The organism is Pseudomonas sp. 32_A, from assembly GCF_017490905.1.
Taxonomy (GTDB): Bacteria; Pseudomonadota; Gammaproteobacteria; order Pseudomonadales; family Pseudomonadaceae; genus Aquipseudomonas; species Aquipseudomonas inefficax.
On sequence record NZ_JAFGYI010000052.1, the window covers coordinates 1 to 13,412 of the forward strand.

General features: G+C 57.4%; 8 protein-coding genes. 4 read left to right on the plus strand and 4 right to left on the minus strand.

Annotated features, from left to right (window positions below):
- The 4 genes from J5M58_RS23300 to J5M58_RS23315 all read left to right on the plus strand — a co-directional run.
- Nucleotides 1-2,677, plus strand: a 2,677-nt coding sequence (locus J5M58_RS23300) for an RHS repeat domain-containing protein (RefSeq protein ID WP_207879749.1), incomplete at its 5' end; no start/stop codon positions are given.
- A 268-nt stretch (nucleotides 2,678-2,945) separates the two neighbouring features.
- Nucleotides 2,946-4,955 carry a hypothetical protein gene (locus tag J5M58_RS23305; protein WP_207879751.1) on the plus strand — a complete coding sequence of 670 codons (2,010 nt, stop codon included), beginning with the start codon at nucleotides 2,946-2,948 and terminating at the stop codon, nucleotides 4,953-4,955.
- Between the two features lie 138 nt (nucleotides 4,956-5,093).
- Nucleotides 5,094-7,298, plus strand: a complete 2,205-nt coding sequence (locus tag J5M58_RS23310) for an autotransporter outer membrane beta-barrel domain-containing protein (protein ID WP_207879753.1) — start codon at nucleotides 5,094-5,096, stop codon at nucleotides 7,296-7,298.
- Between the two features lie 41 nt (nucleotides 7,299-7,339).
- Nucleotides 7,340-8,860: a hypothetical protein gene (locus J5M58_RS23315; RefSeq protein WP_207879755.1), complete on the plus strand. Its 1,521-nt coding sequence runs from the start codon at nucleotides 7,340-7,342 to the stop codon at nucleotides 8,858-8,860.
- Between the two features lie 2 nt (nucleotides 8,861-8,862).
- Here the strand turns inward: J5M58_RS23315 and J5M58_RS23320 are convergent, their stop codons facing one another.
- From J5M58_RS23320 to J5M58_RS23335, 4 genes are all read right to left on the minus strand, one after another.
- Entirely contained in the window at nucleotides 8,863-9,603 is a 741-nt protein-coding gene (locus J5M58_RS23320; RefSeq protein ID WP_207879757.1) for a molecular chaperone, read from the minus strand.
- A 58-nt stretch (nucleotides 9,604-9,661) separates the two neighbouring features.
- Nucleotides 9,662-10,201 carry a fimbrial protein gene (locus J5M58_RS23325; RefSeq protein ID WP_207879759.1) on the minus strand — a complete coding sequence of 180 codons (540 nt, stop codon included), beginning with the start codon at nucleotides 10,199-10,201 and terminating at the stop codon, nucleotides 9,662-9,664.
- Between the two features lie 186 nt (nucleotides 10,202-10,387).
- Nucleotides 10,388-10,798, minus strand: coding sequence for a PA2817 family protein (locus tag J5M58_RS23330; RefSeq protein ID WP_112251868.1), 411 nt, complete (start codon nucleotides 10,796-10,798; stop codon nucleotides 10,388-10,390).
- Nucleotides 10,799-10,898: 100 nt separating this feature from the next.
- Nucleotides 10,899-13,346, minus strand: a complete 2,448-nt coding sequence (locus tag J5M58_RS23335) for an acyl-CoA dehydrogenase (RefSeq protein WP_207879761.1) — start codon at nucleotides 13,344-13,346, stop codon at nucleotides 10,899-10,901.
- Between the last annotated feature and the right edge of the window lie 66 nt (nucleotides 13,347-13,412).

A 13,412-nucleotide genomic window follows, 5' to 3' on the forward strand; every position in this document is an offset into this window, starting at 1 on the left:
CTGGCATATCCAGGAAACCGAGACGGTTTACCACGAAATCCCGAACGTCGGTTTCGAGTATCAGCTGAACAACTTCCAGCAGCCCTACACCGTGACCCAGCGCTGGCGGCTGGAAAGCGACAGCACCGCCCTGCGTGAAGAAGTCACCACCACCGAGTACGATCCCGAACATGGCAACCTGATCCTTGAAGAACAGCCCAACGGCATCGTCACCACCTACGCCTACTACGACAAGGACGGTGAGGACGGTTGCCCACCGGACCCGCAAGGGTTCCAGCGCAGTGTCAAGTCGACCACCACCACGCCTAGCAAAAAGCCGGGCTTGGAAGGGCAGGCCAGGGTGCTGCTCAAGCATTATCGTTATACGCCTATCGACTGTATCGTTTCCAAACTCGATCGGACGCTCCGACGCAAGCTGGGCGAGTACTGGCTGGAAGTGGAGCGCGAGAGCCTGTACGAGGGCAGCATGGAACCCGGTGGGCTGTTGAGTGAAACAAACTACGTGCATATCAGGTCGACATCGGACAGCTTGCGTCATGGCCGTATTGAATCCCAGACGGTTGTGCGAAATGAACAAGAGACACTGACCACGTATGGCTATGAGATTTTGACACCACAGTCACATCCGATACTTGAAGAAACTCAGACGGTTATCGGCTTTGATCATGACGAAGTGATGGAGGACGGGCAGCTACGTGATTCCAGCAAGGAGATAACGGTTCAGCATTCGGTATTGTTCGGTGAACCGATGCTGAGCCAGGATGATAACGATGTAAAAATTGCCTATGAGTACGATGGGCTGCGCCGCGTCGTCAAGGAGACCGTGTCACCCGATGATCCCGACTATGAGGCCTCTCGCCGTTATCAATACTTCCTTACCTCCACCCTGGGCCAACAAGCCAGCCAGATTGAGTATAACGTCAGCGGCGTGGCCACCCAGACATACGTCAATGGAAACAACAAAGTCGTCAAAACCCAGCGGTATGACGCCGATGCGGCGCAAGCCTCGCGGCGGGATACGTTCCGGACGAACTATGAGGCTTACTTCGATCCGCTGGGCAATTTGATTGCCGAGGATGAGTATGACTGGTTGGGGGATAAAGACCTGGTGCTTTCCAGTACGATGCTGTTCGATTCCTGGGGCCAGCAATATTGTGAAATTGGCCCTGACCATATCTGGCGTTACGATGTGACGGACCCGATTGGCACAGTGGCATCGGGGGGAAGGCCAATCCAGACCAGCTGGACGCAGACAAAAGATGGCAAATTCAAGACTGGCAAAAGCATCACTTGGCTGAATGTGTTCGACAAGCCCGTGCAGGTTGAACGCGTGCGGCTGAATGGCGGTAGGGAAAGCCTGCATCGCTATTATTACGATGGCTTGGGGCGGACGGTGCGAGAGGTTGATGCGCGTCAAGCGATCACACGCTTTGAATACGATGCGTTTGATCGGCTTGTCAAGCACACCTTGGCAGACAACAGCGTGGTATTGCGCGACTATGCGCGTTATACCGATGAGGATAAACCGGTCAAGATATCGGTGAATGGAAAACTGTTGGGCGAGCAAGTATTCGATGGGCTCGGTCGCATGATCCGGTCTATCACCGGTGGCCGACCCAAGAACTATTTCTATAAAAAGGGCCAACTTAAGCCTAGCCAGGTGAAGACGCCCAAGGGGGGGCTGATCGACTACGATTATGTTCCGAAACTTTCCGAAAAGCCCATCTTGCGGCGTTCAGTAGGGGTGGATGACAGCTTTGTTTACGACCGGAAGAATGCACGACTGATGAAGTGCGTTGAAAACGGTGTGGTTATTGAGCGCGACTACTTCAGTACTGGCGAGCTTCGCTATGAAAGCCGCTCCGACGGAGGCAGCGAGCTATACGAAATGCATTATGAAAAAAGCCTTCGTGCGCGTGATCTGGGCTATACCGATGTCTTCGGTGCCAGGCAAAAATATGAATACGATGAGGCAGGTCGCCTGGAATCGACGTCGCTTGGCACCACCCATGCCGTGTTCACCTACGACGAGTTGGGACGTATGCGTAGTTTCAAAACCACTGATGGTGAGCAATGGCTAGAGACGATTTTGAGTTACGACGATTTTGATCGGGAGTGTGAGCGTATCTTCCGGATGCCGGGCGAAGTTCAGGTCCTGATGCAGCGTTATGATGGGTGTGACGCGCTGGTGGAGCGAAAACTGCTGGGTAACAAGGTCACCTTGCGTGAAGAACTCTATGGCTACGATCCTCGCGCTCGGCTGATCAGTTATACCTGTAGTGGGCCATTGTCGCCAGAGGACCCTTACGGCAAGATCATCAATAGCCAGGACTTTGAATTTGATGAAGTGGACAATATCACCTTTGTCACCACACGCTTCTTCGATGCGACAGGGACGGTCGAACTCAAGAATCTGGCGAGTTACAACTTTGAAAATGAGCTTGACCCTGCACAGCTTACATCCATGACCAATTCTCATGAGGATTATCCGTCATTCATTGAATTTACATATGATAAAGATGGTAATCTCACACGGGATGAGCAGCAGCGGGCTTTGGAATACGATGTGTTTGGGCGGTTGAGTCAGGTGTCACTCCCTGATGGCCGTATCGGCGATTATGGTTATGATGCGACAGATCGTTTGATCAGCCAGTCAGGCACTGATGCGGCCGTTTGAAATGCGCCCATCCTGACGCGGTGTGAAAGCGTTAGTTAAAAAAGTTCTAAATATACCGCTATTTCGCGACTGCACGGTGTCATCGTTGGATGTATCGGCTGGCGTGAAGTAGCGGTTTTTTATGTGTGATCGTGCCTGACTCCGAAAATTCGGGTCTTTTGCTGTTGTCCGATTTTGTCAAGCTGATAAAACTGCTAGTTGTGGTGCGCCTGCAATGGGGGCAGAGTCGGTGGCACGTTTCTTCAACTCTCACCATCGGAGCAATACCATGAGTCGATTGGGTAGAATATACAGTGATGCGGAACTGAATCGCCGTGATTGTCGGAAGCAGAAGCGAGATGGAGTGCAGCGCAACGCCTGCACGCTGGCTGATCCGGCACCGCGAGTGGACCCGAGTGTATTAGCGGACGCGACTGATGGAACGGTCTGGGCAGAGATCTTGAAGGACCCCGCGAAAGATTTGGTCATCGAAATCGACAAGTGGAACCTGGCGCCGCCTCCAGGTGAGTTCGATACGTTGCATGTTTATCATCAAGTCGGCGCTTCGGGGCCAAAACAAGAAATTTTCAGTGGGCGATTTGAGGCAGCTGACGCGGATAAATTCCCGCTTCCTGTCAAGTTGGAAAAGGAAGAACCAAGTTATGGGGGCGATGGCGATCATCTGTTTTTCTATGAAATCGAACTCTATAACGGCATTCCTCCGCAACCGTCGAATACCCTGACGCTACGTTTTGATCGCCTGGGCCCGAATAAAGGGCAGCCAGCTGAAGAAGTGCCGCCTCTCCCGGTCATCACTGACACCAACGTGGCTAACATTGAGCTGACGCTGCCAGAGTATTCCGATAGGGCAGTGGGTGATCATGTGTATTGGTGGGTCACCAAGGAAGTTCCGGTAGGCAAACCTATCTTGGTGCCGGAAGGCGATGCGTCAGTGATCCAGGCGGACCAAAAGCTCGCAATCCGTGAGGCTACCCTCGAGGCGCTCGGCGATGGACAGGCCTATGTGGTCTACCTGTTGAGGGACAAGGCGGGGAACGACACTCTTTCCCTGGTGAGAGACGTATCGATCACACTTGGTGCCTTGCCTACCGTCTTGCTGCCTCCGCAGGTGCCATTGGCCAACGATGGTCTGATCGACCGTGAAGATGCGATGCTAGGTATCATCATCGAGATTCCCGAAATCAAGAACTCCAAACCTACCGATGAGTTCAACCCTCGTTGGGGGAACAAAGACCTGGGGTGGAGGGCAATTGGTCTTGGAGGTTCATCGATACTCGTTTCGGTTGATAAAGCCGTTGTCCGCGATGAATACGGTAAGCCGGAAGAGGGCACAAAAACGATAAACGTCAGTTACCAGGTGCGTCGCGGTATCGAGATTCAAGGTAATGCCACAAACAGCGTGGATGTGAACTTTGAAATGATCGGGCCGGTTGATCCGGGGCCTGACCCGGATCCGGAATGGCCTGACCCTGTGAATCCGCATTTGCCATTACCCCATGTATATGGTGACGGCTCAACAACACCTGACGTCTTGGGGCCGGAGCACGATAGGTTAAACGCAGAGCTGCGCTTTGAGCTCTATGAAGGGCTTCTGAAAGATGATGTGGTGCAATTCTTCTGGGGGGGCGAGCATATTGTGGGCGTCGATTACAAGGTCCTCGATACAGACAAAGCCGGTGATGAAAAGAAAGTCGTGATTCTCTGGGAATATATAAATCGAACCGGTAATACTACTGTGCCGGTTCATTATGAGATCAGCCGCGCCTCAGTACCCAACAAAGGGATCTCAAAAAGTCAGGACGTTGTGGTCAATGCGGTTGTCATCCATCCCGATGCACCTGAATTCGTCGGCGTCAATGCAAGCGGATGGATGACCTGTAATGCCCTCGACATACCTACTGACCCTTCGATTCCGCCAGCTATCCTCGTCAGCGTGAAGAACCTCAGCCAGTATGGGTTGAAGCCCGGTAGTAAGGTGCACCTTTACTGGTGGGCATTGCACAGTACTTCGGGTGACGAGGAGGTTGTCGCCTGGGATGAGGAAATCACCTTGGGTACGGATCACCCTGTCACTGGTTTCGATTGGCGAATCCCCTACGAAGACTACGTCCTGCCAATCTACGACTTCGATAGCAATAACCATAGTGGGCGCGGCTTCGTGCGTTATGAATTCGAGTCAGTCTTGACCGCTTCGGGGAAGCGGGTGCCGGTCATTTCGGACGTGGGCATGGCGAAGTTTGCAATGCATGGCACCACTGATCCTTGCGACTTGCCCTAGGTACTTCTGCTTGGGAGTAGCTAGTCGCAATCAGACTATTCCTACATAAAACTCGGAAAATGAGGCGTAGTTTCGCGCACTTCATTCGCCATGAGCGGCCACGGCGACACGGTGGCCGCCAGATTGAGGTAATTGCCCATGCCCTTTTGCATCCTTGATATCACTGTCCGGCCCCAGCGTGCCATGGCCTGGGCATTGCTGGCGCCGTTGACGCTGGCAATCGCCACCCCTGCCCAGGCGCTTACCCAGGTCGAAGGGCAGCGCACCATTGGTGCCGGTACCCCGACCGATGACTACGAACTGAAGCCAGACGCCACCTTGAATGCCAACGCAGCAGACATGGGCTACGTCCTCCTGCGCTCCGGTGCCACCTTCAACATGAGTGGCGGCACCGTGAACTCAGGCAGTGTGCGCAACGGGGTTGACCTGGCGGCCAGCAGCAGCGCCAGCATCAGTAACGGCGCCACCATCATCGCCGACTCCTACGGTATTCGGCTCAACCATGATGGTAAAGGCAACGGTGCAAGTGCAACCGTAAGTGATAGCCATGTACAGGGCAACCTTGGCGCTGCCTACATCAGCCAGGACTCTATGTTGAATGTCACCCGCAGCACGCTGGTCGCTACCGGCGAAAACCGCCCTGCGGTGGATATGTTCAAAGGCGGTACGCTCAATGCGCAGGACAGCACGATCACCGGTACCGGTGCAGGGCTGCGGGTGAATGGCTCGACGTCTACGGGCGCCGCCAGCATCAACCTGCAAGGTACGCGCGTCGAGGGCCAGCAAGGCCCGGCGATTCTTGTCGGTCGTGCAGAGCTGCCAGGTGCCTCGGCCGACATTGTCGTGGGACCTGGGTCCAGCTTGGTGGGAGGCAACGGTAACTTGCTGGAAGTGGTTGGCAGCTCACGGGCAGACATGCGCGTCGAGGGTAGCCACTTGCAAGGTGATGTGCGCGCCGAAGCAGGCTCTACCGCCAATCTGACTTTGGATAACCAGGCAAGCCTGACCGGTCGGCTGGAGAACGTTGCCGGGCTTACCCTCAACAACCAAGGGCGCTGGAACATGGTCGAAGACAGTCAGGTGGGCAGCCTGGCCATGAATGGCGGCTTGGTCAGCCTGGGCGAGCCGCGGCAGTTCCTGACCCTGGAACTGGGCACGCTGAGTGGCAATGGCACGTTCATCATGGATGCTGATTTTGCCACGGGAGAAACCGACTTCCTGAAGATCGGTACCGCCACCGGCAGTCACGGTTTGTTGGTAGGAAGTAGCGGTAACGAGCCGGCAAGTGAAAACTCGTTGCATATCGTGCATGCCGATGCGGGTGATGCGCAGTTTTCGCTGGTCAATGGCCCGGTTGACCTCGGTGCATTTTCCTACGAGCTGCAACAGCGCGGTAATGACTGGTACCTGGATGGGTCGCGCAAGATCATCAGCCCAAGCACCGGCGCTGCGCTGGCTCTGTTCGGCACCGCCCCGACCGTTTGGTACGGCGAGCTGAGTTCGCTGCGTAGCCGCATGGGCGAATTGCGGCTGGATGAGCGTAAGTCTGGCGCCTGGATGCGCAGCTACGGCAACAAATACAACGTATCCGAATCTTCGGGTGTGGCCTATACGCAAAACCAGCAGGGTGTTTCGCTGGGGGCGGATGCGCCCTTGCCGTGGGGGGATGGGCAGTGGTTGGCAGGGGCTTTGGCAGGCTATAGCACGTCGGACCTCAACGTTGCGAGGGGCGCCTCTGGCGAGGTGAAAAGCTACTACCTCGGCCTTTATGCGACCTGGTTGGATGCAGCTAGCGGTTATTACTTCGACGGTGTGGTGAAACTCAACCGTTTCGACAACGATGCCAAGGTCAATCTGAGTGATGGTACGCGGACCAAGGGCAGCTACGACAACGTGGGTGTAGGTGCTTCGTTGGAGTTCGGCCGTCACATTCCCCTGGAATCTGGTTATTTCGTCGAGCCTTTCACCCAATGGTCTGCGGTCAATATCCAGGGCGACAGTTATCGAATGAAGAACGGCCTGAAGGCCAGCAACGATGATACCCAATCCCTCTTGGGCAAGGCGGGTGCCACCGTGGGGCGCAATTTCGATCTGGGCGAGGGGCGTGTGGCCCAGCCCTATGTACGTATGGCGTATGTGCATGAGTTCGTCACCAACAACCAGGTCAAGGTCAACCAGCATCGTTTCGACAACGACCTTTCCGGCTCTCGTGGGGAGCTAGGTGTGGGGGTTGCCGTTTCGCTGATGGAGCGTTGGCAGGTGCATGCTGATTTCGATTACAGCAATGGCGACAAGCTCGAGCAGCCCTGGGGGGTTAACCTGGGCGTGCACTACAGCTGGTAAGTGCTCGCCTTGGCTACTGATCTACCGTTGGAGAAGGCGTCATGAAGAGTGTTCGTCGGTTTTGGGTCCGGTTCCAAGCGTGGGTAGATCGCCTCTTCGGGCGCCGTCTGGTTGAGCGGCGCAGTGAAGACCTTGCACCACCAATAGTGGAGGCGATGCTGGAAGACATTGCCGACGGGCAGCCTAACCTGCTTCCCGTTGACGCTCTGGTAGGTCCGTTACGTGTAGAGATACCCATGTGGCCAATTTCGCTTCCCAGTGAGGACGATCCTGAAACCCTCACCTTTTACTGGAATGGCGTTGTACACACAGCGAGAACCTTCACATCGAAAGTGTTGCCTGCGGATTTGATCATTGAAGTGGGAACCGAGTACTTGTTGCACGGCAGACCAACGCTTCATTACGAGGTTCAGATCTACAATGGGGAAACCGGCCGATCGAAGGTTTTACAGCTGACAATCGACCGCGAGCCGCCTGCACTCGGCGGGGATGAAGGCATGTTGGTGTTTCCGGACGAGGTCTTGAACAACGGCGTGACAGCCCAATACCTGGCACTCAACGGCGATAAGTTGGAGGCCCTGGTGCCTGATTACAAGGTACTTGCGGTGGGTGACACGATCACTTACTTCTGGAACCGTAAGCTGAACGATGAGGAGTACGCGGGCGAGCGCACCCTGAACCTGGCAGATATCGGCCAACCAGTGAAACTGGTGTTCGACGGCCAGATGATTCGTGACCGCGAGGATGGTGTGCGCTATGCGTATTACCGTATCAAGGACCGTGCGGGCAACCAGAGCCCCCGTGCGCGTATCGTCGATCTTGATGTCGCTGCAGAAATTGTTCCTCGGCAGTTACCGTGGCCGGAGCTACCGAAAGCAAGCGGCACGGGAGCTACGCTCACGCTTGATCTGAAAGCCTTGACTGGCGACCTGTTTGGAGTACTGCCTGAGGAGGCGGAGGTCTATCCGCAAGACACGCTGGTGCTGCAATGGGGCGAACCCGGTGAGTTGGGCTCGTTGACCCTGGAAGAGTCAGAGGTCAAGGGGCAGTTCCTGATCCCCCGGGACAAGCTCGCCATGCAATCTGGCAAAACGTTGCCCTTTTATTATCAGGTCACCACCTTCGATGGTCAGGTAGTTGAGTCGGTCACTCCGCATCGACAGGTGAGGGTGTTGGCCTTTGCTCCCTACTACCCGATTCCGCAGATCAACGAAGCGGAGGTGGGCTACTTGAAATTAAGCGATGTTATTACCGATGAGGCGCACCTTCGCATCGGTACATGGGCCTATGTAAGCACGGATCATGTGCTCAGGATTGACCTCAAAGGCATTGACCCAACCAAGCCGGTGACATTTGAGGTGGGACCCCACCAGGTGAATGAGAATGAAATCAGGGATCGACTGATTGGCGGTGATGATACGTTGGTCGTGCCCAAGAGCTGGCTGCAGACGCTCAAGCTGGGATCCAGGCTGCAGCTGTTTGCAACGGTCAGCTTCGATGGGGGCCACACGTGGCCCTCTGCACCGAACCTGGGCTCGCAAGATCTGGAAGTGTTGCCTTGATTTCATTCGTCGAGTTGTAGCACTGCAGTGGTGGCAGCGCTTGCGACACCATAATCGTTGATCGTGGAAAACGTGAGTTGCAACTTTGCTCGCAAGGCGGTGTTGCTCAGACGGTAGGTTTGCTCGCCGAATGGCACAGCCATGGCCATGCTGCGCACTTTCTCGGTCTGCTTGCCATCGCTCAACTCCAGGCGGCTGAAAGTGTAGTGGTAGGGGGAAGGATTGTTCACCACCAGGTGGCGCACGCCGTCAATCTTGCGTATCGACCACTGCAGGTGCTTGACATGGTCTTCAGGGCGCCCCTTTAGCTGGCTTGGGCGATGGAACACCTTGATGCGCGTGCGCATCGCGATGTTCAGCACGTTTTCGCTGCGGTCTTGTACTTGTGGAATCTCTTGCAGGTTGAAATAGAACAGGGATTCCCTGTCGGTTGGCAGGTCGTTCGGCAAGTTCTGAATCTGCACAAGTTGCTCCATACCAGGGTCCAGACGGAACAGGCTGGGGGTAGCAATCAGGGGGACGGCGGTGTCGGTATTGTCCTCGTGGGTATTGACCCAGGTCTGGGCGGCGAAAACCTTGGTGCTCGGGTTGGCGACCACGACCGAAGAACTGCGCGCGTCGCTGGCATGGACCACGCGTGTATTACTGATGGTCAGGGCTGCCTCGGCGGCAGGTAGGCAAACGGCCAGACAAAGGCCGAGCATGGCTTGTCGCAAGCCGAGGGAGGGTTGGATGGATTTCATGTGAAGGCCCATGTGTAGCGGGTGGATCCAGGCGCACATCGTGCGGCCTGGAACGGTGTTACTTGAGATCAAAGACGAAGCCGATGTCCGTGTTCGCGTCGCCTGCCGTGACAGGGATGCCGAAGGCGCGGTAGGCCGCGTAGAACAGCATGTCGGTCGGGGCGCTGTCGTCCAGGTCGTAGGCTTTGGACTCGCTACCATTGGCAATCAGGGTTCCGGTATTGTCCTTGATGGCCAGGCCCAGGTTGGTTGCCCCGCCAGCGACCAGTGCGTGCAGCTCGCCGGCAGCGCCTACAGCGCCGTATTTGTCTTTGAACGTTACATAGCCCTGGTTGGTGGTGGTATCACATCCAGTGCCGGGAGTGACACGCATGGCAAAAGGGTGAGAGTTGCCTTCGTCGCCAATTGTGTTGAAGCGTCCGCTGGCGACATTGCCCATTCGGACGTTATCCATTTTGCCCCCGGTTACCGGGTCGATGATTTCGATCGAGCAGGTGCCACTGGTGATCGCCCCTTTGAATTGAATGTTGCCCGTGTTGGCGAATGCCGTGCTGCTCAGGCCCAAGGCCAGGGCCGCGGTTACCAATAACTTTTGCATGACTGTTATCCCCGTTCTCTATAGGAAGGCCTGACATCAGACAGGCGTCAGGCCGGATCTGTCGATACCGGCTGGTCTTGTGAAACCAGCCGGGACGGGGAGCTTAGGAGGGCGGAGGCGGCGGGTATGTAAGTTAAATCAGCATGTGTGGTGGATCATTCGTTTGCCTGTGAGTCGCCACAGGTTTCAGTCATCGGTGGGCTGACCTGCCTGGCTGAGGAGTTGCTTTTGCTGGTGCCAGTCAAAGGGCTCACCGCGTTGCTCGGCTTCATGGCGACGCTCTTCCAGGCTCTGATAAAGCGCCAGCTCCTCGTCCGGCATGAAATGCAGGCAGTCGCCGCCGAAGAACCACAGCAGGTCACGGGGTACCAGATGGGCAATTTGCGGGTAGCGCTGAATGACCTGGCAGATCAGATCCTGGCCAAGGTATTGGCTTTCCAGCGGGTCCTGAGGCAGCAAGGTGAGCAGTTCGTCGAAACGTTCGAGGAACAGGGCGTGGCTTTCCTCTGGTACCTGGTCGGCTTCACCCAGCGCTACCAGAATGGTGCGCAGGTGCTGAAGGAGTTGCAGGTGATAGTCCAGGTTAGGGGTGGCCATGGTGAGGTCCTCGAAATGTTGAAACGGGCGCGAAGTATACGTGGCTTGTGGCCAGGTGAAAGCCTGGCAGGGCCGCTTGGCGGCCCTGTTTGAAACCTGGTCAGCGTACCTGGCCCGGTATGGGCTGCAAGTATTGCTTGTCGAAGGCATCCACTGCGATCACCGCCCGGCGCGCTTGCTCGGCGGCCTGCAGCTGCTGGCCTTCTTGCTGTTGAAGGACACCCGCTTGCACAGCGGCATCGATCGGGCACTGCCCCGGCGCTGGCTGCACCACGCCCTCCTTGAGCGCCTGGGCCAAACGTTTGTGCAAGGGGGCGGTGTCGTCCAGCGCATCGCATGCACGCTGCAACGCAGCCACCGCATCACCGTCGGCCTCGGGCCGGAAGCAGCCGGCCAACAGCTGCTCCAGGGCAGGGTCGCCCTTGCGGCGCCCCAGCAACTCGGCCACTTCGGCATCCAGTTCGTCGCTCGGCCCGGTGTGGCGGCGCCCAAACGGGAATACCAGCACGCGCAAGGCGCAGCCGACGAAGCGGTTGGGGAAGTTGTCGAGCAAACGGTCCAAGGCACTTTCCGCCTGGCCCAGGCTCTCCTCCAGCGCCCAGCGCAGCAACGGCTGCATGTACTCTGGCGAGCCCAGGTCGTGGTAGCGCTTGAGTGCAGCAGATGACAGGTAGAGGTAGCTCAATACGTCGCCCAAGCGGGCACTCAATCGCTCGCGGCGCTTCAACGCCCCGCCCAGCAACATCATCGACAGGTCGGCCAGCAGGGCGAAGGCGGCAGCCTGGCGATTCAGTGCGCGGAAGTAGCCTTGGCTCAACCTGTCGCCAGGGGCCTTTTCCAGCGCGCCCAGCCCCAGGCCAAGCACCAGTGTGCTGGCGGCATTGCCGACCGCGAACAGCATGTGCTTCAGCAACAGGTCATCGAATTCGCCGAGTGCCTGGTCGTGGTCCTCACGCCCGGCAAGCGCCATTTCCTGGAGTACGAACGGGTGGCAACGAATGGCGCCCTGGCCGAAGATCATCAAGTTGCGCGAGAGAATGTTGGCGCCCTCGACCGTGATGAAAATCGGCGCGCCCTGCCAGTTTCGCCCCAGGTAGTTGTTGGGCCCCATGATGATGCCCTTGCCACCATGCACGTCCATGGCGTGGCGGATGCATTCGCGGCCGCGTTCGGTGAGGTGGTACTTGAGGATGGCCGACAGCACCGAGGGTTTTTCACCCAGATCCACGGCTTTGGTTGTCAGCAAGCGTGCGCTGTCCATCAGCCAGGCGTTGCCGCCGATGCGCGCCAGGGACTCCTGGATGCCCTCGAACGCGGCCAGCGGTACGTTGAACTGTTCGCGGATGCGGGCATATTGCCCCGTCACCAGGCTGGTGTACTTGGCCGCGCCGGTGCCAACGGCCGGCAGCGAGATCGAACGGCCGACCGACAAGCAGTTCATCAGCATCATCCAGCCCTTGCCGAGCATGTCCTTGCCGCCGATGAGAAAGTCCAGCGGTACGAAGACATCCTTGCCGCTATTGGGGCCATTCATGAATGCGGCACCGAGGGGCAGGTGGCGTTTGCCGATTTCCACGCCCGGTGTATCGGTAGGGATCAATGCCAGGCTGATACCCAGCTCCACGCGGTCACCCAGCAGGTGGTCCGGGTCGTAGGCCTTGAATGCGAGCCCCAGCAGGGTGGCGACGGGCCCCAGGGTGATGTAGCGCTTCTCCCAGTTCAGGCGCAGGCCGATCACGGTTTCACCTTGCCACTGCCCTTGGCAGATTACGCCGGTATCTGGCATGGCGCCCGCGTCGGAACCGGCCATTGGGCCGGTGAGGGCAAAGCAGGGAATTTCTTCGCCCCGGGCCAAGCGCGGCAGATAGTGGTTTCGCTGTTCTTCGGTGCCGTAGTGCAGCAGCAGTTCGGCAGGCCCCAGGGAGTTGGGCACCATCACGGTAGAGGCCAGGTCGCCGCTACGGGTGGCGAGCTTCATCGCGACCTGGGAATGGGCATAGGCCGAGAAGCCTTTGCCGCCATATTCCTTGGGAATGATCAGGGCGAAGAAGCCTTGGGACTTGATATGGGCCCAAGCCGCGGGCGGCAGGTCCAGATCCTGGCCGATCTGCCAGTCGCTGACCATGGCGCAGAGCTGTTCGGTGGGGCCGTCGATGAACGCCTGCTCCTCTTCTGTCAGCGTGGGTGACGGGTAGTCGAGCAAGTTTTGCCAGTTGGGGCGGCCACTGAACAGTTCACCATCCCACCACACGGTTCCGGCGTCGATGGCCTCGCGTTCGGTCTGCGACATGGGCGGTAGCGTGCGCCGGAACCAGTTGAAAACAGGGCGTGTGAGCACCTGGCGGCGCCACTGCGGCAGCATGAGCAAAGCGGCTTTGAGTGCCAGCGCCAGCCACAATACCGCCAACAGCCAGCCGGGTGCATTGCCGAACAGGCCCATCAGCAGCACATAGATTGCCACCGCGCCGAGTATCTGCAAGGGCGGCAAGCGCCGGTGGGTGAGATAGGCTGCGCCTAGTACCATGACCGCCAACCATAACAGCAACATAGTCTTTTCTCCGTGACCGTGGGCTTCAAGCCGATGCAACAAGCGTAGACAGCCTGGCTGCAAAGG